The organism is Pelistega sp. MC2 (assembly GCF_900099475.1).
Taxonomy (GTDB): Bacteria; Pseudomonadota; Gammaproteobacteria; order Burkholderiales; family Burkholderiaceae_B; genus Taylorella; species Taylorella indica.
Window position 1 is genome coordinate 739,644 of sequence record NZ_LT628274.1, and the last position, 22,021, is coordinate 761,664.

Consider the following 22,021-nt stretch of genomic DNA (forward strand, 5'->3'; position numbering starts at 1 on the left):
AACCTTAAAAGAGTTTTTATGAGTTATTCGCTAGCAGGTATTGATTTAAATAGTCGTTTTTTCCTTGGCACAGCTACTTACCCATCTCCCAAAGTATTAAGTGATGCTATTAAAATTTCAGAGGCTCAAGTAGTGACTGTTGGCTTAAAAAGACAATTAGCCCCTGGCCAGACAACATTAAGCCAAAGCACTACAGATGGTGTAGAAAATACGTTTTTTCAATTATTAAAAGAAAGTGGTGCCCATTTATTACCAAACACGGCAGGTTGTAAAACAGCCAGAGAAGCCATTACCCTAGCACATATGGCACGTGAGATTTTTGACACTCACTGGATCAAATTAGAAGTCGTTGGTGATGATTACACGCTACAACCAGACCCTATAGAGCTTATTACAGCGACTAAAGAACTAATCAAAGATGGCTTTGAAGTCTTCCCCTATTGTACGGATGACCTTGTGACGTGTAATCGTCTACTGGATGCAGGATGTCGTATTTTGATGCCTTGGGGAGCACCCATTGGTTCAGGGCAAGGATTGGTTAACCCTTATGCTTTACGAATTTTACGTTCTCGTTTACCAGAAGCCTTTCTAGTGGTTGATGCAGGCATTGGATCTCCTAAAGATGCCGTCACAGCTATGCAGTTAGGGTTTGATGCCGTTTTACTAAACTCTGCTGTCGCCCAAGCTCATGACCCTGTGCGTATGGCTGAAGCTTTTAAACTAGCGATCCAAGCAGGTCGCCTTGCCTATGAAGCAGGCATTATGGAAGCACAAGATATGGCAGTACCTAGCACCCAAGTAACTGGAAGACCGTTTTTATTATAAATAGTTTAAACCTAAACCATAGACACATAGGCCTATCAACATTGCTAGGCCTATATTTTTGCTTAATTTCAGCGTTACGACAACACCAACGACTGCTAATCCATACGGCAATATTTCATGACCATCAATAGCCTTATTCACTTCAGAAAATAAAATAATACTCGTCGTACTCGCCAGTAACGCAGGCCCTAAGATGGCAAATCTACCTGAACCTAGACGATTAAATGCCTTACTTTTCTTCATTAATACAAAAGGTAAAGAACGCGTTAAATAAGTCAAAATAGCCATCAGAGCGATGCCAACAACTAAATGCCATGTTTGAAAATCAGCCATGATTATGCTCCTCTGTCGCTGGCAAATTAGCATGAGGATGGTACAAGAAACAAGCAACCACAGCACCAATAATCATTGCTAAACTAGGATAGCCAAAGTACGTCACTACCATGCTAACTAAACATCCACAAGCAATTGGAAGTAGCATAGTGGCATGCATGGTCAATAAAGTCACACTAATAAATAGTGCCGTTAATGAAAAACCCATTGTTTTTGCTAATAATGGGAAAGATTGCATAATGCTCGCACCAGCAAAAACGCCTATTATTGTGCCTAATAGCCATGAGAACCAAGCGAAGAGACCCAATCCAAAATACCATGCTGATTTACCTTGTTCAGGAATATCTTTTAGCTTCAAATAACAAACAGCAAATACCTCATCGGTCAAATAAAAAGCTTTAGCTAAGCGTAATTTCAAAGACTCAGGAAGGTATTTAGCGATAATAGGACCATAAAGTGCATGGCGAAGATTAAGCAAAAACACCAACAACACTATACTTAAAATAGGCATGCCTAATTGCAAAGAGGCTAAAATAAAAAACTGTGCACTTCCCGCATAAACAAAAAAGGAAATACTAAATAGCTCCAAAGGACTGAGACCAATACTGGCGCCTGTTAGCCCAAAAGCCAACGATGCCGGGATATAACCCAGCATCGTCGGAATAGCTGCCTTAATACCTTGCAAGAAATAGCTTGTGGTGCTCATGAAATATTATTATTCAACATTAAAGGATTTACAGTTTAAAACTATTTAGCTTCCGATTGTAATGTTTTTATTTTGTGTTGAAAAATAATTATTTACTATAATGTTATAAGCCTTTAGCACCAGTTCCCGTAGTATTAACTAAAAAGTATCGGCTGGTACTCTAACCCATCCTTCCATCAAAATACGAGCACTGCGACTCATCATCGCTTTTTTAACTACCCATTGATTATTTTCCAACACTGCTTGTGCACCCACACGTAGTGTTCCTGAAGGATGTCCAAAGCGCACCGCTTCTCGTTCATCCCCACCTGCAGCAAGATTAACCAATGTTCCTGGAATAGCTGCAGCTGTACCAATCGCTACTGCTGCCGTTCCCATCATTGCATGATGTAGTTTACCCATAGACAATGCACGCACTAATAGGTCAATGCTCTCTTTTTCCACTTGCTTACCACTGGATGCTTGATAAGATTGTGGTGGTGCTACAAATGCCACTTTGGGCGTATGCTGGCGTGTAGCCGCTTCTGAAATATCTGCAATCAACCCCATTTTCACAGCACCATAAGCACGAATCGTCTCAAACTTTTCTAAGGCTTTGGGATCGCTATTAATATCATCTTGTAGTTCTGTACCTACATAGCCAATATCAGCGGCATTCACAAAAATAGTGGGAATACCTGCATTAATCATCGTTGATTTTAAAATACCAATACCAGGCACCTCTAAATCATCAACGACATTGCCAGTAGGGAACATTGCTCCCCCTTCTTCGCCATCATCAGCTGGATCTAAAAATTCTAATTGAATTTCTGCTGCAGGAAACGTAACACCATCTAACTCAAAGTCACCTGTTTCTTGTACCTCACCATTGGTAATAGGAATATGAGCCACAATCGTTTTTTGAATATTAGCTTGCCAAATTCTAATCGTACAAAAACCATTATCAGGAATTTTAGCCTTATCAATTAAACCATTATTAATGGCAAATGCACCAACTGCAGAAGTCAAATTACCACAATTACCACTCCAATCAACAAAAGGTTTATCAATAGACACTTGTCCAAATAAATAATCCACATCATGATCTGGAACAGATGGCTTACTGATAATAACAGCCTTACTTGTAGAAGAAGAGGCATTACCCATACCATCAATTTGCTTACCATAAGGGTCAGGGCTACCTAATACTCGTAGTAAAATTTTATCCCTTGCCTCACCGGGCTTCTGTGCAACCTCAGGTAAATCAGTAAGTTTAAAAAACACCCCTTTTGATGTCCCTCCTCGATAATACGTAGCAGGGATTTTTATTTGACCAGGAAAAACAGTACTCATAACTGAACCTTATATATTTTAAATATTAACTATAATGTTAAAACTAAGCATTACCTTCTAAGAAGTCTTGAGCAAAGCGTTGTAATACACCACCAGCCTCATAAATACTAACCTCTTCTGCCGTGTCTAAACGACATGTCACAGGTACCTCAACGGTCTCGCCTGATTTACGGTGAATCACCAATGTTAAATCTGTGCGAGGATGTCTTTCACCTATAACGTCATAAGTTTCGGTTCCGTCTAATGCCAATGTTTTTCGATTAGTGCCTGACTTGAACTGTAGTGGTAATACACCCATACCAATTAAATTAGTTCGGTGAATACGCTCAAAACCTTCGGCAACAATAGCTTCTACACCTGCTAGACGAACACCTTTAGCTGCCCAATCTCGGCTTGAACCTTGCCCATAATCAGCACCTGCAATGATAATCAATGGTTGTTTACGCTCCATATAGGTTTCAATAGCTTCCCACATACGAGTGACTTTACCGTCTGGCTCAATACGTGCTAAAGAACCTTGTTTGACCGTTCCATCCTCATTTAATACCATCTCATTAAATAATTTTGGATTGGCAAATGTGGCTCGTTGTGCTGTTAAATGATCACCTCGATGAGTCGCATAAGAGTTGAAGTCCTCTTCTGGTAACCCCATCTTAGCCAAGTATTCACCCGCCGCACTATTTGGCAAAATAGCATTTGAGGGTGATAAATGGTCTGTCGTAATATTATCTGGAAGAATAGCTAGCGGGCGCATTCCTTTAAGTGTTCTTTCGCCTGCTAATGCACCTTCCCAATAAGGTGGACGACGAATATAGGTTGATTGCGGTCTCCAATCATAGAGTGGGCTTGCTGCTTTTTCTGCTTTACCTGTATCAAACATTGGAATATAAATCTGACGGAATTGTTCTGGTTTTACAAATTTAGCAACGATGCTATCTATTTCTTCATCTGTTGGCCAAATATCTTTTAGACGAATTTCTTTACCGTCAAAAATGCCTAATACATCATTCTCAATATCAAATCGAATAGACCCTGCAATGGCATAAGCCACTACTAATGGAGGCGATGCTAAAAAGGCTTGCTTAGCATAGGGATGGATGCGACCATCAAAATTACGATTACCAGATAATACAGCCGTTGTATATAAATCACGATCAATGATTTCTTTTTGAATCACAGGATCTAAAGCACCACTCATGCCATTACAGGTTGTACATGCAAAGCCAACAATACCAAATCCCAATTTCTCTAATTCACCTAATAAACCAGCCTCTTTTAAGTAAAGCTCAGCCACTTTCGAACCTGGGGCAAAAGATGTTTTGACCCATGGCTGACGAACTAAACCATATTTATTAGCATTGCGTGCTAATAATGCGGCTGCCACCACATTACGTGGATTAGATGTATTTGTACAGCTAGTAATAGCCGCAATAATAACGGCACCGTCAGGCATTTCACCATTAGATGGTACTTCGTATGGTTTTGCTAAACCTTTTTGGGCTAAATCTGTTGTTGAAAAGCGTGCATGTGGATTAGATGGTCCCGCCATATTACGCCCAACAGTGGATAAATCAAAACGTAATACACGAGGGTAAACCGCCTCTTTCATGCCATCTGCCCATAAGCCAGTTTGTTTGGCATATTTTTCTACCAACTCTACTTGCTCAGGATCACGACCAGTAATTTTTAAATAATCAATCGTTTGTTGATCAATATAGAATAAAGCAGCAGTAGCACCATATTCAGGTGTCATATTAGAAATAGTTGCTCTATCACCAATACTTAAGCTAGAAGCTCCCTCACCAAAGAATTCAACATATGCTCCGACGACTCTCTCTTTACGTAAGAACTCAGTCAACGCTAATACAATATCTGTTGCGGTAATACCTGGCTGACGTTTACCTACCAACTCAACACCTACAATATCGGGCAAACGCATCATTGATGCTCTACCTAGCATCACTGTTTCTGCCTCTAAGCCACCTACACCAACTGAAATAACACCTAGAGCATCCACATGAGGAGTATGACTATCTGTACCAACGCATGTATCCGGAAACGCTACACCATTACGTACCTGAATGACAGGTGACATTTTTTCAAGATTGATTTGGTGCATAATGCCATTACCAGCAGGGATTACATCCACATTTTCAAATGCAGTCTTGGTCCAATTAATAAAGTGGAAGCGATCCTCATTACGACGATCTTCGATATCTCGGTTTTTTTGGAAAGCATCCGGATCAAAGCCACCACACTCAACCGCTAACGAGTGATCTACAATTAATTGCGTTTGCACCACTGGATTTACTTTGGAAGGATCACCACCTTTATCGGCAATGGCATCTCGCAATCCCGCCAAATCCACTAATGCGGTTTGACCCAAAATATCATGGCACACGACACGTGCAGGAAACCACGGAAAATCTATTTCTTGCTTACGTTCAATAAGTTGTAATAGCCAACTATTCAATGTTTCATCATCAACATTGGTTGCTCGATTAACTAAATTTTCAGCGTGAATTTTGGCTGTATAAGGTAATTTTTCCCAAGCACCCGCCTGCAAAGCATTGACGGCAGCCGCTGCGTCAAAAAATTCTAAATTAGTCCCTGGTAAAGGTTTACGAAATTGTGCATTACTCATGATTGACACCTGAAAATAAAATGAAGGCATTGTGTCATTTTAGTCTTATATAAGACTTAGAGCAATCAGCAGTTTTACTAATATAAATTACCTAAGCTATTCCTTAATCACACTAATAATAACGATATGTGTAACTATTAATGCAGTAGTACTTTGGCGTATAGGTTTCCCCCATGTATTAAGCGCTATTAATTTTTTTATAATTGATAGCGAAAACCTTCAACAAAAAAAGGTTATCAATAATCCACGATTAGAGATCTATTTTTGCTACTCGAAATAGTAATCTGGCGGAACAGAGAAACTATGTAAGATTGCTTTTAATCCATCAGACCATTGCGTTCTGACATTATGTAAATAAGGGTCATTCGCATCAATTCTAATGCCTTTAGGTAAATGATAAGTCCCGTTTCGATATACCAATAAATCCATAGGGAAACCTACAGAAAGGTTAGAGCGAATAGTAGAATCAAAAGAGACCAGAACTGCTCTCACAGCATCTTCTAAACTGCTCCGGTAATTTAGCGAACGATCTAAGATGGGTTTACCGTATTTTGCTTCACCAATTTGTAAAAATGGCGTATCTTCTGTGGCATTAATAAAATTACCTTCTTGATAGATATGATAGAGTTCAGGCAGTTGACCTTTGATCTGACCACCTAATAAGAAATTACTCCCAAAGCTTTCTTGAGAAAAAGCTCTTGCCTGCGACTCCCTTGCCACTTGACTAACGAGTGAGCCTACCATTCGTGCGGCATCAAATAAAGTTGGCGCATTTAAAATATGCTCATCAGCACCTAATTTTACCCCATTTTCTAGCATCTTAACAACGGCTTGGGATGTTGCCAAATTACCTGAGGTTAAGAGTACAATACTTCTCTCTCCGTCAATACCAAAGGTATACAACTTTTTAAACACAGAAATGTGATCTACCCCCGCATTTGTACGAGTATCAGAAGCAAAAACAATCCCATCCTGCAAACGAATAGCGACACAATATGTCATAGTACTCAATCTCTATCTAATTTTCTAACTATACAAACATTATTTTAACTGGAATCATAAGCAACTATCTACGATGAGAAAGAGATTGCAGTAAAATCCATAGCCGATTTTACTGCTCTTTAACTGGCGATACACGTACTAAGAACTCCATTTGCTCTTGTCCTCCTCCTTGACGCATACCACGCAATGGTGCCGCATCGTTATAATCCAGACCAACGGCTAATTGCACGTGTTGGCGAGGTTGGAATAGTTGATTACTCACATCAAAAACAAACCAATGATTATTTAAGTAGGCTTCTGCCCATGAATGGCTAGCCAAATGATTTTCCTCTTCTACATATAAGTAACCAGATACATAACGTGTAGGCACCCCAATACTGCGTGCACAAGCTAAAAATACATGGGTATGATCTTGACAAACACCCTGTTTAGCCTCAAAGGATTGCACCGCTGTCGTAGCCACATTCGTAGCTCCAGGCGTATAAGGAATATACTCCAAAATAGCCTGACTTAAGCGACTTAAGCTAGAACGATTTCCTACACCCACCGTATATTTCTGTGTAAACTCATACATATCAGCCGAGCAATGAGTTAACCCTGTCGTATTAAGAAAAATATCTGCAGGCACTCTATCATCATTGCTATATTCACTCTTATTATCAATCTCCACAATGCCTTGTGCATGAATATTTAATACATTGTGAGGTTCGGTCACATTTAACACCGTACAAAAATTACCGAAACCATCAAAAAACTCTTCAGAAATACGAGGTAAGGTTAATTGCCACGATAATACTCGCTGATGCGCCAATGTCTGTGGCGTAACACGTAAAATTTGGATACTTCTCTTTGCTGAATTAGCGTAAAAATATTGAGTGCTATGATCTATTTGCAACTTCATTTTTTCTTCCTTTAAACACCATCTTCAAAGAGTTGATCTAGTCGTTTTAACCATTCATAAAACTCACTATCTTTTGTAGTAAAAACTAAGGCCTGAATTTGTTGCTTAATTTTGTCCCAACCCGTACCATCTGGTAAATTAGTGACCACTTGAGCAAGATAACGATAATCACGACTCTCTACCTTATTCTGGCGAATACGTTGATCAAGCATCTCCACATAGTCACCTAACTGCCAAAACTGGGTAACTAATATGTGCTGCTCTAGCATCACAGCATCACATGCTGCCAGTTGAAAAACAGCTGCCCTTGGACTGCCTGATTGATACAGACGACGAACATGGTTAAATAAATCAGAAGCATCAGCATCTATGACAGCACGGACGGCTTGAACATTTGCATGGATCCGCTCAAAATGCTCAGGAAACGCCTCTTCTACCAAAAAGTTAAACACCGATTTATCATCTAAATTCTCTAATGAATAACCGATAACAGCCAACATTTCAGCCCTTTTTTGTGGTTTAGTTTTAAGGGCAGTTTGCAGTAACTCTTGTGTACGCCGCATATACCGTCCAAGCCAGTATAAATTATAGGCGGTGGATAATAATAAATTCATTATTGACCTCCTTGTACAGTTTGAGTATCAACAACCCATGTATCTTTCACACCACCACCTTGTGATGAATTCACCACAAGTGAACCTTCCCGTAAGGCTACTCGAGTTAATCCACCAGGGACAATGCGAACTTTATCAGGCCCCGTCAATACAAAGGGTCTTAAATCAATATGACGTGGAGCAATACCCTCATCCACACAGGTTTGACAAGTGGATAGTGCTAATGTTGGTTGAGCAATAAACCCTTCTGGATCTGCTTCCAAGCGTAAACGGTATTCTTCTATTTCTTTTTTACTCGCCTTAGGTCCCACTAACATTCCATACCCACCACTGCCTTGAGTTTCTTTAACCACCAACTTATCAAGGTTTGCTAATACATACTTCAAATCATCTGGTTTACGACACTGGTACGTAGGTACATTTAATAGAATAGGCTCTTCACTTAGATAGAATCGAATCATATCATCAACATAAGGATAAATAGATTTATCATCTGCTACACCTGTCCCTGGAGCGTTACAAATCAATACATTACCCGACCGATACGCCGCCATTAGAGCAGGTACACCTAAAATAGAATCTGGTCTAAACGCCAAAGGATCTAAAAATGCATCATCTAAACGACGATAAATTACATCAACTTTTTGTCGCCCACTTACTGTTTTGATATACACAAAGTTATCTTCAACAAATAAGTCATAACCATGAACTAATGTTGCGCCCATTTCACGAGCCAAAAAAGCATGTTCATAATAGGCACTATTAAATCTACCTGGTGTTAAAACTACAATATGAGGATTATCTTTACCACTACACGCAATCAAATTCTCTTTTAATAATTGAGGATAATTATCTACGGGTAAAACTTTTTGCTTATTAAACAAATCAAGTAATAAGCTCTCTGTAATTTTTCGTCCTTCCAGCATATAGGACACACCAGAGGGTGTACGTAAATTATCCTCTAATACATAATACTTACCGTCTCCATGCCGAACCAGATCAATACCACTAATATGCGCATAAATTGGAAATGGCAATTTAATATCATACATCCATGGTTGATAGCACTCATTAACCATAATCTGTTTAGCAGGAACAAGCCCTTCTTTGATAATCTTACGTTCGTGATAAATGTCATGTAAAAACATATTTAAGGCTTGTATTCTTTGAGTACAACCTTGCTCTAACATTCGCCACTCTTCTAGAGGGATAATTCTAGGAATAATATCGAAAGGAATCACCCGCTCAATATTGCTTGCCTCACTATAAACAGTAAACGTTACTCCTTTACGATAAAACATGGACAATGCCTGCTGATTTAATGTAGCAATATCAGCGGCTTCATTTTCTTTTAACCATTGTGCGACATGTTCACACCCCAAACGAGGTGTGCCATCCGATTGTAAAAGTTCATCATAAAAATTAGATGGCAATATTGACATAATTTATCCTTTTCTTCTCACAATATAGAAGATTTATCGATAAGAATAGTTTATTTTTAAAATTTTGTATAGTCAAAGATAAAAATTCAGTACCCACTATTTAATCAATATTGCATAGATAGTGATAGGAATTTTAACGAGAGGATTATGTAGATTGAAAGACTGCTATACAGCCGTAAGTAATATTGCTATTAGATAGTACCAGTATAAAAATAATGAAGTACTATTATCTATATACTAAAAAAAAGAAAAACATACTATTGATAAAAAATCCTTTAATCACCACGGTAGCAATTAAAGGATTTATATATATTGTTTGTGCGTATTAAGACTGGCTAGCACTCTTTGCAAACTTATCAAGATTTGCAAGAATTAAGCGATCAGCTTCTTCTGTACGTGTTCTTGGAGGCAATAAATCTTTTAATGCCTTACGATTATCTGCACTTTGAGCTAAACCATGTTTTCTTAAACAATAATTTAATTCAGTTTCTTGGCTTTGATTAACATATTCAGAATCTTTAATAGCCATTTTGATCTCCTTTACATACAAACATAGATAAAAATCTATTGAGTATAAGCATACTCGCGAAACCACTCACTTGCAAATAACCCAAACTGTTAATTTTGTTAAATAAATTAAAAAGCATCCTTGCCTATCCTAGGCATGTTGTATAAAAGCCGCTTTTAATTCCCAAAACTACGCTGAGCTACTGATTAACCCCTAGATAAATATTGACAAGACATTATTTATCGTACATAATTATATTTCTTTCACGGGCTGGTAGCTCAGTCGGTAGAGCAGCGGACTTTTAATCCGTTGGTCGCGAGTTCGAATCTCGCCCAGCCCACCAGTGAAATAAAATAGCCACTTTGATAAGTGGTTTTTTTATTCACGCATTATAACTTAATATTGTTAACGTTATATGTCAGGGCTGGTAGCTCAGTCGGTAGAGCAGCGGACTTTTAATCCGTTGGTCGCGAGTTCGAATCTCGCCCAGCCCACCACCTATAGTGATATTCTAAACATTCCCCTATATTTATTTTTATCCTATTCCTTGATAGGAAAACTATATTATCCTGCCTAGTCGTTTTTAGTCCTATTTAGAAATTTAGTCCTATTTAAAACTTAGGCTTCAACTGACTTATAGTGCCTAAACAATCTAACTAATTTATTGGGATGTCTTGCGCCGTACAATTGCAAACCAAAAGCAGTTTCACCTTTTTCTGAAGGAATATAACGATACAAGTAATCAGGAGATGTGGTTGGTGTATTAAATCCCCTTGGATCATTGGTATAAAAATATTTAAACCCTGCTTCTTTTGCTAGTGCGAGATAATCATCATCAAAGTAGCCATTAGGCCAGCAAAAATGCTGACTAACCGAACCAATTTCACTTATTAATACCGATTTACTTTGCTCAAATTCTTTTTGGATAGCGGCATTTTTGCCTTCTTCATTTAATTGCTGATCCCAACGAGTCTGCGTATGTGCAAAACTATGGACATCAATTAAACCACTTTGTAGCATTAAACGAATCTCATCCCAGTTCATCATAACACTTTCAGGGTGTCCACTATTAATTCTCTGTTTACATTCTACATGCGAAGGACAAAAAGGGATAATTTCATTACTATCAAAACTAGCTCTTATCTCACCTTGTTTAATAACGCTAGTACTCAGGAAAATATTTGCCTTAAGTTCAAACTTTTTTAATACTGGAAACGCAAAAACATAGTTATCTAAATATCCACCATCAAAGGTAATGACTACTGAGCGATTCGGTACAGGCTCACCATTTAGAAATTTTTCAAACTCTGTAGCACTAAGTGCTGTATAACCATAGTTGGCTAAATGTGCCATATGTGCTGTAAACATTTCAGGCGCACAATTAAACATACCACCATTTGGGGTGACATGACGATAGCGTAGGATAGGCACTATTTTGGCAGGATTTTTTATGGGAGTGCTCATATTAAATTTCTATGCTATTAGCGCTCACGAGAAATACGTACTTCAGCACCACGTCGTTTTACTTCTAATCCCGACGATTGCAAAATATCTAATCCTTCAAAGCCCTTAATATAACTAGAGCCTTGCATTTGCATAACACGAATTTTATTGCGCATCACAACTGGGTTATATAATGGCATACCAAATAACCACACTTGATCAAGTATTCTCGCTGTATTAAATTTGGATAAACCTTCTAAGACAGGTCCCATACATAGCATATGTCCCTCTCTACCAAAAACAGGTATCGTACTTACATCACACTCATATTGTAAAACTTGGCCACCCTCATAACGGATTCCTGTATTCACATCCCACCAAGCCTCACCTTCAGGAAGATATATCTCTACCTCATTGCCACCATCCAATATAGGAGCAACCAACAAAGCAGGACCAAATAAGAACTGATATTCATACTTATGTGCTTTTTGATCATCAGGGAAAGCAACTGCCATCATTCGTTGAACAGGCAATCCCGTTCTTGTCGCATCCTCAATATTTCCTAGCACATAAGGAATTAAGCGAGAACGTAAATCAAAAAATACTTTAATCTGTTCCTGTGTTTTTTGATCAAACTGGTCGGGCAAATATTGCTTATCTGCCACTAAACTAAATCCAGCTGAAAAAACCGATAAAGCCAAAAAGCGTAAATAAAGATTACTTGAATTAGTATTCACTAGCAACGAATGTGTCTGAGAAATTACTCCGCTTGCTTGTGTTGTTAAGTGTAGTCTCAATAAAGACTTAATATCCTCAAAATTATTTATTGAATGCTGTAAATGCAATCCAGTGTAACGAGGACTATTTAGACTTAATGCCTCTCGTCGCAAATAAGCTTCTTTAGGAATTTTGTGATAAGACTGAGCATCATACATTGATTGCTCTAATCGTAATGGATAGAGCTGACGTAAAAAAGCCCCCGTCTCTCCTTGTCTAGCATTAATATGATCAGGGATAGAAATAACATCAATTAAGTTTATCCCCGTGTCAGTGTTATCCAGTAATTGTTGATGTCGAGATTCCCAAAACTTATAAGCATCCTTATAAGTCAAGTCTAATATGCCCACCTCACCGTAAGGCGTACTAACTCGATAAGCGTGACCGTCATCATCTAATAGCAACCATGCCCTATCTTCTAAGTCTTTGAATAACGCAGTACCAACAGGAACTCCTGGCCAAGAAGGTACACAAATATGCTTCCCTTCTTTTAAATAATCAGCAATAAATTGACGAACATCGCCCAAACGCTCAGTATCCCATTCAAGAGTTAATTTATCATCTTGAAATAAAAATACGCTAGGAGGTGCGAGGTTGATTGTATCAACGACAAAACCTTTTTGATCTAATTGCTCTGCCTGCTCTAATACATCAGTAAATGATTCCCCATCAATCTGATCAAGCCAAATACCCATGGCAGATAAAGGTGGCTGACCCGGTCGCCCAAGCGAGGCACTAAACTGATTAAAAATATCCGCTACAGTACCAATATACACAAATAAATCTAGACTATTATCATGTATCTGCAGTTGATAAATCGTTGGTGCTTTTTTGATACCAACCTGATGTCTGACTTGCTTTAAACTGTTAGGAAATAATCCCCAACCTTTGGTACTCCATGCAAACGGCAGGTACTGATGGTCATGTGCATCAGAAAATAATTCCTCGCCACGTCGACTATACGCTCCTGCTGTGCGTCCCAAACCATAAACATGATCATTTTTAGGAAGAGCAAAATTAATTGTCCACGCCTCTTCGTCTACTTCTGTATCAACAATTAACGCATTTTCGTCCGTAGTCTTTAAGACAACTTCTCCATCCCTACGAAATATCATCGCAAAAGGATTTACTTGTAACTCTACGCTAGTATTACCATGTGAAATTTGCCACTGACTGTTTTTCTTATGCTCTTCAATAACAAACTCACTACTTAATTCATTACGAGCCAATAATAACTCTTGTCTTTCTTTTGCACGAGGATTAAGAAGACTATCATCTATCTTGTTTTTAGCACCACAACGGATACGAAATACCCCTAGTGCTGTCGCCTCAATACGTAGAAATAAATCTTTTTCTATTTCAAATAGGCAAAGACCTTGTTGGTGGTCAATTAACTTGAGCTTTTTGATCTGAATCACAATTATGCTTTTAAAGTGGTGACGTTATTTGTCTAATACCGCTATTGTGACTGATTTTCATTAAAATTTAAAGTAAATACAAGGATTTAGCTGAAATATTTCTTATGATAAGCTTCAGAAAATTTTATGGCTAAACCATTATTTTGGTGTCAGACTTACTAATAAATCCCGTTCTAGCGGCAACGGCTCTCCTTCAAGACTTGCACCTATCAACTCCCCTGCCAAACTACTCCATGTCAACCCATGGGACGCATACGCACAAGCAAGCCAAACTCCTTTGGCATGCTCTAGCTCACCAATAATGGGAAGCCTTCCTTGAATTACAGCTCTCACGCATGCCCTACCCTTAATAGTGGCTGATTGTTGTAAGCTTTCAAAATCTAGAGAAAGTGATAAAGGAATTTTATCCCAAATAACTTTTTGCCCCTCTTTGCTTACTTTGGGAGTTAAATCATTATGAACATAGGTACTCCCCATCACACAAAATCCATTTTGGGAGGGTAAAAAATAGCCCTGTCCTCCTACGATGCATTTTGGCCCACCATTTAGTAAATCATCAGGAATCATCATCACTTCTCCTGATAAAGCGTGTAAAGTATTTAAGCAACTTATTGCATTAACCTGCTTACCTGACTTAAGTGTCTTACGATGCAACTCATTTTTCTCTAACAATGATTTGCTATCTATGGCGTTAGCCACTACTATCTGATGAAAAAAAACTTTTGTCGCTACAGCATCCTCGTCCACACCAATCAACTCATACCCATCAGCTTGTTTATTTATCCACTCAATTTTAAGCGCCTTACACTGAATATTGGGATGCTGTAATAAAACATGAGCTAATTTAACAGGTGGAACTTGCATGCCCATTGGAAAATATACCCCATCTTGTTCGACAGGAATACCGGCAATTTCCGTTGCTTCCGATGCACTCACTAATCTCGCCCATTCACTTGGGTAATTCAGCGCCTTTACAGCATCTAACAAATCTTTAGCATGACCTTTATCACGATTAAGTTCTAGCGTACCGCAATACTTTATACCAACCTGTTGAGCAATTGCTTGCCAGCGTATCCGTGCTCTTAAGACACCTGCCCTGCTAATCCTAGCCTTATGACTATCATCTGCTGTTACTAATGGAGTAATCGCTCCTGACGCAAACTGCAAAACAAATTCATCGGGAGAATGCGCAAACATAGGATCAAAAACAGTAACTTGCCACCCTCTATTTGCCATTGCATGTGCGACTCCTGCACCAGCTACTCCCGCACCAATAATAGCAATTTCACGTTTTTTTTGAGCAGCTAGCTGTTTGACAGGACGAAAACTTGTGGGCTGTAAATATTGCCAATTCTCAGCAAATTGAGCAAATAAATTTAATGGATCCAAGCATACCTGACTATTTGGTGCAGACGATTTATCCATCACAACATCACTAGTTTGAGAACATTGCAAAGAAAACTGTCGATACTGCAATGTACTCTTAATCATTTCTACACATTTTTTTTCAGCATAGACAAAAGGCATTGGTGATGCCAGACGTAATGCTTCCATGAAATGCTCTTCTTGATTAATCTCATCGACGATAAAACCATCCACATCTGCACTAAATGCTTTCCAAGGATGAGGATGATTAGTATTCAAAATATGCAAACAAAATTGGTACGGTTCAATATCTAATCGATGCAAACCTAGCAAATCAATAGGCCATTGTTCCAATAGGCGTGCATAAATAGGCGAGATTGATTGTTGGCTTAAGCGTCGTAATAATTCACGACGAGCCGTGAGATCATCATCAACAACTAATATATGAACAGGACGTGACTGACCCTGCCAAAAATCAAATAATGATGGTAAATACTTAAGGTATTGGGCACTTAAAATTGCAATGTTCAGAGGCTGAGTTTTCATGTTCAATCCATTAATCGCCTCGTAGTACAAAAATAAATACCAAGCGAATGAGCCGTTTAAACAGCTAACGTGTATAATACTAACTCTTTATTGTAATGCTAAATATATACAATAAGATATCTATAATCTTTCATGCTCTGAATTCTAAGGGTTTCTCATGTCTACCAATATTGACTTTCAAAAAGCTCTTCATGCTGCTACAGAAGCCGCCCATCAAGGTGCTGCAATTTTAATGGAATATTTCAATCATAGAGATGAGCTAGTGATTGAACACAAATCTCGCAATGATTTAGTATCACAAGCTGACAAAGATGCCGAAAAAGCCATTATTGCCAAGCTAACTCAGCTATGTCCTGAGTTTGCAATTATTGCTGAAGAATCCCAATTAGAGCAAGGTAAGCAACCAGAAAGCTCATTAGCTACATGGTATATAGACCCCTTAGATGGAACGACCAATTTTTTACATGGCATTCCTCATTTTGCAGTCTCTATTGGTTTAGTTGCTCACAAAGGCACAGTATTAAGTGCAGGCATGTCTCCTCTCACAGAAGACACACCTATTGTTGCTGTTGTGCTTGACCCTAATCGTCAAGAATTATTTAGTGCCTATTACTTTGGCGGATGTCAGTTAAACGGTCAAGCTATTCGTTGCAATAAAACCGCCACCTTAGGGGATGCCTTACTCGGTACAGGTTTACCTTTCCGTGATTTTTCATTTGAAGATGAATATGATCCTATGCTAAAAGCAGCGATCCATCAAACCCGAGGTATTCGCCGAAATGGTGCTGCTGCACTAGATTTGGCATGGGTAGCATGTGGTCGCTTTGATGCCTATTGGGAAATGCGTCTAGCTCCTTGGGATGTAGCAGCAGGAACGTTGCTAGTCAGAGAGGCTGGTGGGCAAGTACAAGACTTATATAAACAACATCCTTGGCCTATCACTGGGAATGTGATTGCGACAAACCGTCTTCTTTTTGATGATTTTTTCGCCATGCTAAAACCATCTTTAAAAACTTTGCCATAATTTTTACTCGGTTAGCTGCCTATGACAAAAACACCAAACCAGCACAGTGATACAGAGAAAGACGTCAATACCTCACAAAAAAGGCTTGACTCAGAAGATGCACAACAAGTGTTAGAGCATATTAAAATGCTTCTTAGCAAGCAATCACTCGTGCAAAATTTGGTTCATCAACAAGAAGAACATAATACCGAGAGTGGCGCATTAGTAGAAGAACTCTTAAAACGACAGCAGCATGTAGAGTTAGAAAACTTCCTACGCCCACTACACCCGGCTGATATTGCGTATATCCTAGAATCTCTGCCTCATGAAGAGCGTATGCAAGTCTGGGAACTCGTAAGTTCTCAACATGACGGTGATATTCTTTTAGAAGTAGACGATTGGGTTCGTGAAGACCTAATTGCTACTATGAATCGTGAAGACTTGTTGGCAGCAACAGAAACACTTGATACTGACGAATTAGCCGATCTAGCCCCAGATCTTCCTGCTGAGATTGTGGCTGAAGTTCAGAAAGGTCTAACAGAAAAAGAACGCAATCAGTTATTAGCCGCCCTAGGCTATGAAAAAGATACTGTTGGTGCCATCATGGATTTCGAGATGGTGCGTGTACGAGAGGATATTACTCTTGAAGTTGTCTTGCGCTATTTAAGACGTCTAGATTATTTACCCGACCATACAGACCAGTTATTTATTATTGATCGTGAAGAGCATTTACTCGGCGTTTTATCACTTGCTGACTTACTCATTAATGATCCTGAAAGTCACGTCAAAGATCTAATGAAAACAGAGTTCTTTTCTCTTACACCAAATGAAAGCGATACCGTTGCCACCTCAGCATTTGAACGTTATGACTTAGTTTCTGCACCAGTGGTAGATAATGAAAACCGCCTCCTTGGACGAGTAACGATTAATGCCGTTGTAGATGTCATCCAAGAAGACTCTCAAGAACAAGATCTTGCTCGTGCCGGTCTTGCTGAAGAGGATACTTTCTCCTCAGTAGCTCACGCTGTTCGTAACCGTACGCCTTGGTTATTAATCAACCTCTGTACCGCATCAACAGCCTCCTTTATTGCCTCACAATTTGAAGGCACAGTCAGTCAAATTGTTATCTTGGCCTTTTTGATGTCAATTGTAGCTGGGATTGGGGGTAACTCAGGCAACCAAACTCTCACATTGGTCATTAGGGCTATGGCGATGGGGCGTATTAACGTTAAAAGTATTATGCCCATGCTGAAAAGAGAAACGTATGTAACGCTATTAGTCGGTTTAACAGGCAGTATTATGGCGGCATTCTTTGCTTGGCTAGTCTCTGATTCGTACAAAATTGCCATTGTTATGGTCACAGCAATGATATGCAATATGCTCATTGGTGCCTTTCTTGGCGTACTTATCCCTCTTGTACGTGCTAAATTTAATAAAGATCCAGCGGTTGGCTCTTCTGTTTTGTTAACATTCGCTACTGATGCCTTAGGGTTCTTTATTTTCCTAGGACTAGCAACTATTTTCTTACTTTAATCAATATTCAACTACACAAAATAATCCCCTATTTCAAGGGCTAACATTATATATTTAGCTCTATAAAACAGGGGAGAATTTATTTTAGTATTTCTTATACAGAATTAGCTTAATGCGCCATGGCAATGCTTGTATTTCTTACCACTACCACATGGGCAAGGATCATTTCTACCGACACCGACAAACATATCAGATGTAACTTCCTTAACTGCCACATCCTCGGCTAATGCCTCATCATAATCAGCATGGTGATAATTCATCTTATCTTCCATTTCCTGTGCTTTAGCTACTTGTTCTTCCTCTAGAGCTTCAACTTGTGCAGGTGATTGAATTTGTACATTCAATAAGATTTTTGACGTCTCATTACGTACACGTTCAAGCATATATTTGAATAATTCAAATGCTTCTTTTTTGTACTCTTGTTTAGGATCTTTTTGAGCATAACCACGTAAATGAATACCCTGACGCAAATGATCTAAAGCGGCTAAATGCTCTCTCCAAGCACCATCTAAACGATCTAATAATACAGAACGCTCAAACTGACTCCAAGACTCTTCACCCACTAATTCTAATTTTTCTTGGCAAATTCTATCCGCCTCATCAAGAACAGCTTTTAAAATATCATCATCATCTAAGTCATGATTTTTAGCCACTAACTCTTTTAAAGGTAGTTTAATCCCCCACTCTGAAGCTAGAGCAGTTTCTAGAGCCTCTAACTCCCATTGCTCTTCTAAAGACTCTTCTGGGATATACGCACGTACAAAATCGGTCAAGGCATTTACACGCAACTCTACCATCATGTCACGGACAGATTTTTCGTCTAAGACCTCATTTCGTTGCCCATAAAGCACTTTTCGTTGATCATTAGCAACGTTATCAAACTCCAATAATTGCTTACGGATATCAAAGTTTCTACCCTCAACTTTACGTTGCGCAGACTCAATTGAGCGAGAAACCATTTTGGCCTCAATAGGTTCACCAGGAGAGCCTAATTTTTCCATTAACCCTCTAACACGATCTCCTGCAAAAATGCGCATTAATGAATCATCTAAGGATAGATAAAAACGTGAAGAGCCAGGATCGCCTTGTCGTCCTGCACGACCACGTAATTGGTTGTCAATACGGCGAGATTCATGGCGCTCTGTACCAATAATGCGTAACCCACCAGCTGCTTTAACTTGTTCGTTACGTACTTTCCATTCTTGGCGTACTTTATCAATAGCTACAGCTTTATCTTCTGGCGTTAATTGCTCATTAGCTTCAATCTGGATGATTTGTTTTGAGACATTACCACCTAATACAATATCAGTACCACGTCCAGCCATATTAGTTGCAATAGTAATATGGCCTGGCATACCTGCTTCTGCCACAATTTCTGCTTCACGTGCATGTTGTTTAGCATTCAACACATCATGAGGCAGATTTTCTTTTTTCAATAGCTCTGAGAGTAACTCAGAATTTTCAATACTCGTTGTACCCACTAATACAGGTTGTTTTCTATCGTAGCACTCACGAATATCCTTAATAATAGCCGCATATTTTTCAGCATCGTTCAGATAAATTTGGTCATTTTGATCTTGACGAATCATTGGAAGGTTCGTTGGAATAATAACTGTTTCTAGACCATAAATATCTTGGAACTCATAAGCTTCGGTATCGGCTGTACCTGTCATTCCAGCCAATTTACCGTACATACGGAAATAGTTTTGGAAGGTAATAGATGCCATTGTTTGGTTTTCATTTTGAATCGCGACACCCTCTTTTGCCTCAACAGCTTGGTGTAAACCATCAGACCATCGACGCCCAGCCATAAAACGACCGGTAAATTCATCGACAATAACCACCTCACCGTCATGAACAACATAATGTTGATCTCTAAAAAACAAATTATGTGCTCTTAATGCCACCATCAAATGGTGCATTAATGTAATATGACGAGGATCATACAAAGAATCACCTTCTGGCAAGATACCTAATTTTGTCAAGGTTTCTTCAGCGTGAATATGCCCTGCTTCTGATAGATAGATTTGTTGCGCTTTTTCATCAACCCAGAAATCACCTTCTGGTTCTGGCTCCTGAGGTTTTGGCTCTTCTTTCATTCGTGTTAACAACGCAGGCACTTGATTCATACGTACATATAAATCAGTATTGTCTTCTGCTTGGCCTGAAATAATTAACGGCGTACGAGCTTCATCGATAAGAATTGAGTCTACTTCATCCACGATGGCATAAGCAAGCTTACGTTGGCGACGCTCTTCTGCTCTATATTCCATATTGTCACGAAGATAATCAAACCCAAATTCATTGTTTGTACCATAGGTCACATCGGCACGATAAGCATTATATTTTTCAAAATTATCCTGACCTGGGACAACGACTCCAACGGTTAAACCAAGGAAGTTAAATAATTGACCATTATTTTCCGCATCACGACGTGCTAAGTAATCATTGACGGTGACAACATGAACACCCTCTCCTGTCAATGCATTTAGATAAATAGCCAATGTTGCCATCAGCGTTTTACCTTCACCTGTACGCATCTCTGCAATCTTGCCGTTGTGTAGAACAATCCCACCAATTAATTGAACATCAAAATGACGCATACCAAGCACTCGAGAAGATGCTTCACGTACAACAGCAAATGCTTCTGGTAATAAACTATCTAAACTTGAACCGTCAGCTAAGCGCTGTTTAAATTCTGCTGTTTTAGCCGCTAAATCAGCGTCTGACAATGCTTGAATACTAGGCTCAAGGCTATTAATTTTTTGCACAAGTTTACGATACTGCTTTAACAGACGATCGTTACGGCTACCAACGAGTTTTTTGAATAAAGAAATCATTTTTCAATCAATTAATTAAATTTTTATAAGCTATATAGTTTAACGCATAAAGAATGTAGAATGGTATTATTTCACTCATTTCTACAACGCTCAGCATTATCTATTTTTAGAAGTAAACTATGAGTGATTTTACTACTTTATCCTCAATTAACGCATCCCTCTAAGACAGTACTATCATCATGACTGTTATAATGACTAAATGAAGTTTTTCAAGTGGCTATTTTGCTATGTTTATCACTCATCGCCAATTACATAAAAAACGTAAATCTATTCAATCGAGCTTTGTGAGTCCATTAAACAGCTTGAGAAACACTTCTCAACCCTCTATACACGCCACATTGGTTAAAGCAAGCTTATTTGTTGATATTGAAGAATCTATTAAAACAAGTTTAAGCAATCATCTCGGCGATTATTGCAAGGTCGTGGAGTTAAACGATGCACAACTCACCGTCTCAGTTCCCAATGCCGCATTAGCGACTAAGATACGGCAAATGATTCCGAGTCTTGCTGAAGAACTTTCGCAAAAAAATGTAATAATAAAAAAAATAACCATTAAAGTGATGAATAACTGTGATATTCCTAATAGCGATCTAACACCTACCTCATCATCTTTGCCACAAACACAGCCTACTGCTCAAAAGGCCTGCCATGAGGCTTACCACTCTCTAATTGAGCATAGCCCTGAAAGTTATTTAGCCGATGCGTTGAAATCTATTTTGGCAAAGCGCCAGACACCCTGATATAGTTTTCTTTCAAACAAAAAAACGAGTTCACTTAATGGTGAACTCG

General features: G+C 38.9%; 17 protein-coding genes and 2 tRNA genes. 6 read left to right on the forward strand and 13 right to left on the reverse strand.

Features of this window, described 5'->3' with window-relative positions; all coding sequences use genetic code 11:
- The first annotated feature begins 18 nt into the window (after positions 1-18).
- Positions 19-825 (forward strand): thiazole synthase, encoded by an 807-nt coding sequence (locus BQ4443_RS05220; protein WP_023950288.1) that lies wholly within the window; start codon positions 19-21, stop codon positions 823-825.
- On the opposite strand, the gene BQ4443_RS05225 is transcribed toward BQ4443_RS05220, so the two are convergent.
- From BQ4443_RS05225 to BQ4443_RS05265, 9 genes are all read right to left on the reverse strand, one after another.
- Positions 820-1,158, reverse strand: a complete 339-nt coding sequence (locus BQ4443_RS05225) for an AzlD domain-containing protein (RefSeq protein WP_023950290.1) — start codon at positions 1,156-1,158, stop codon at positions 820-822. The genes BQ4443_RS05220 and BQ4443_RS05225 overlap by 6 nt on opposite strands.
- Positions 1,151-1,864: an AzlC family ABC transporter permease gene (locus tag BQ4443_RS05230; RefSeq protein WP_071058248.1), complete on the reverse strand. Its 714-nt coding sequence runs from the start codon at positions 1,862-1,864 to the stop codon at positions 1,151-1,153. Before BQ4443_RS05230 ends, BQ4443_RS05225 begins: the two co-directional genes overlap by 8 nt.
- A gap of 138 nt (positions 1,865-2,002) precedes the next feature.
- Entirely contained in the window at positions 2,003-3,196 is a 1,194-nt protein-coding gene (gene prpF, locus BQ4443_RS05235) for a 2-methylaconitate cis-trans isomerase PrpF (protein ID WP_023950293.1), read from the reverse strand.
- A gap of 43 nt (positions 3,197-3,239) precedes the next feature.
- The gene (gene acnD / locus BQ4443_RS05240; RefSeq protein ID WP_218118026.1) at positions 3,240-5,840 is read right to left on the reverse strand and encodes a Fe/S-dependent 2-methylisocitrate dehydratase AcnD; all 2,601 of its coding nucleotides are present in this window, start codon (positions 5,838-5,840) and stop codon (positions 3,240-3,242) included.
- 267 nt (positions 5,841-6,107) lie between these two features.
- Positions 6,108-6,842 (reverse strand): proteasome-type protease, encoded by a 735-nt coding sequence (locus tag BQ4443_RS05245; protein ID WP_023950297.1) that lies wholly within the window; start codon positions 6,840-6,842, stop codon positions 6,108-6,110.
- A gap of 109 nt (positions 6,843-6,951) precedes the next feature.
- The gene (locus BQ4443_RS05250; RefSeq protein ID WP_071058249.1) at positions 6,952-7,743 is read right to left on the reverse strand and encodes a transglutaminase family protein; all 792 of its coding nucleotides are present in this window, start codon (positions 7,741-7,743) and stop codon (positions 6,952-6,954) included.
- Positions 7,744-7,754: 11 nt separating this feature from the next.
- Positions 7,755-8,357 (reverse strand): hypothetical protein, encoded by a 603-nt coding sequence (locus BQ4443_RS05255; RefSeq protein ID WP_023950299.1) that lies wholly within the window; start codon positions 8,355-8,357, stop codon positions 7,755-7,757.
- Entirely contained in the window at positions 8,357-9,799 is a 1,443-nt protein-coding gene (locus BQ4443_RS05260) for a circularly permuted type 2 ATP-grasp protein (RefSeq protein ID WP_071058250.1), read from the reverse strand. The genes BQ4443_RS05255 and BQ4443_RS05260 overlap by 1 nt, the downstream gene beginning before the upstream one ends.
- A 325-nt stretch (positions 9,800-10,124) precedes the next feature.
- Positions 10,125-10,328 (reverse strand): hypothetical protein, encoded by a 204-nt coding sequence (locus BQ4443_RS05265; protein ID WP_023950303.1) that lies wholly within the window; start codon positions 10,326-10,328, stop codon positions 10,125-10,127.
- 246 nt (positions 10,329-10,574) lie between these two features.
- Here BQ4443_RS05265 and BQ4443_RS05270 point away from each other — a divergent pair.
- Together BQ4443_RS05270 and BQ4443_RS05275 are read left to right on the forward strand one after the other, a co-directional pair.
- Positions 10,575-10,650, forward strand: a tRNA-Lys gene (locus BQ4443_RS05270).
- Positions 10,651-10,728: 78 nt separating this feature from the next.
- A tRNA-Lys gene (locus BQ4443_RS05275) sits at positions 10,729-10,804 on the forward strand.
- A gap of 121 nt (positions 10,805-10,925) precedes the next feature.
- Here BQ4443_RS05275 and BQ4443_RS05280 read toward each other — a convergent pair.
- The 3 genes from BQ4443_RS05280 to BQ4443_RS05290 all read right to left on the reverse strand — a co-directional run bounded on the left by BQ4443_RS05280 (position 10,926) and on the right by BQ4443_RS05290 (position 15,856).
- Positions 10,926-11,771 (reverse strand): polysaccharide deacetylase family protein, encoded by an 846-nt coding sequence (locus tag BQ4443_RS05280; RefSeq protein WP_023950307.1) that lies wholly within the window; start codon positions 11,769-11,771, stop codon positions 10,926-10,928.
- A 17-nt stretch (positions 11,772-11,788) separates the two neighbouring features.
- Positions 11,789-13,945, reverse strand: coding sequence for a TIM-barrel domain-containing protein (locus BQ4443_RS05285; protein WP_083331867.1), 2,157 nt, complete (start codon positions 13,943-13,945; stop codon positions 11,789-11,791).
- A 138-nt stretch (positions 13,946-14,083) separates the two neighbouring features.
- Positions 14,084-15,856 (reverse strand): FAD-dependent oxidoreductase, encoded by a 1,773-nt coding sequence (locus tag BQ4443_RS05290; RefSeq protein WP_023950311.1) that lies wholly within the window; start codon positions 15,854-15,856, stop codon positions 14,084-14,086.
- 157 nt (positions 15,857-16,013) lie between these two features.
- On the opposite strand from BQ4443_RS05290, the gene BQ4443_RS05295 reads away from it, so the two are divergent.
- Together BQ4443_RS05295 and mgtE are read left to right on the forward strand one after the other, a co-directional pair.
- Positions 16,014-16,880, forward strand: coding sequence for an inositol monophosphatase family protein (locus tag BQ4443_RS05295; RefSeq protein ID WP_023950312.1), 867 nt, complete (start codon positions 16,014-16,016; stop codon positions 16,878-16,880).
- Positions 16,881-16,901: 21 nt separating this feature from the next.
- Entirely contained in the window at positions 16,902-18,392 is a 1,491-nt protein-coding gene (mgtE, locus tag BQ4443_RS05300) for a magnesium transporter (RefSeq protein WP_071058252.1), read from the forward strand.
- A 104-nt stretch (positions 18,393-18,496) separates the two neighbouring features.
- Here mgtE and secA read toward each other — a convergent pair whose 3' ends face one another.
- Complete coding sequence (gene secA / locus BQ4443_RS05305; protein ID WP_023950317.1) at positions 18,497-21,232, reverse strand: preprotein translocase subunit SecA; 2,736 nt, start codon at positions 21,230-21,232, stop codon at positions 18,497-18,499.
- Positions 21,233-21,459: 227 nt separating this feature from the next.
- Between secA and BQ4443_RS05310 the strand changes: the two genes are divergently transcribed.
- Positions 21,460-21,972 (forward strand): DciA family protein, encoded by a 513-nt coding sequence (locus tag BQ4443_RS05310; protein WP_071058253.1) that lies wholly within the window; start codon positions 21,460-21,462, stop codon positions 21,970-21,972.
- Positions 21,973-22,021 lie beyond the last annotated feature (49 nt).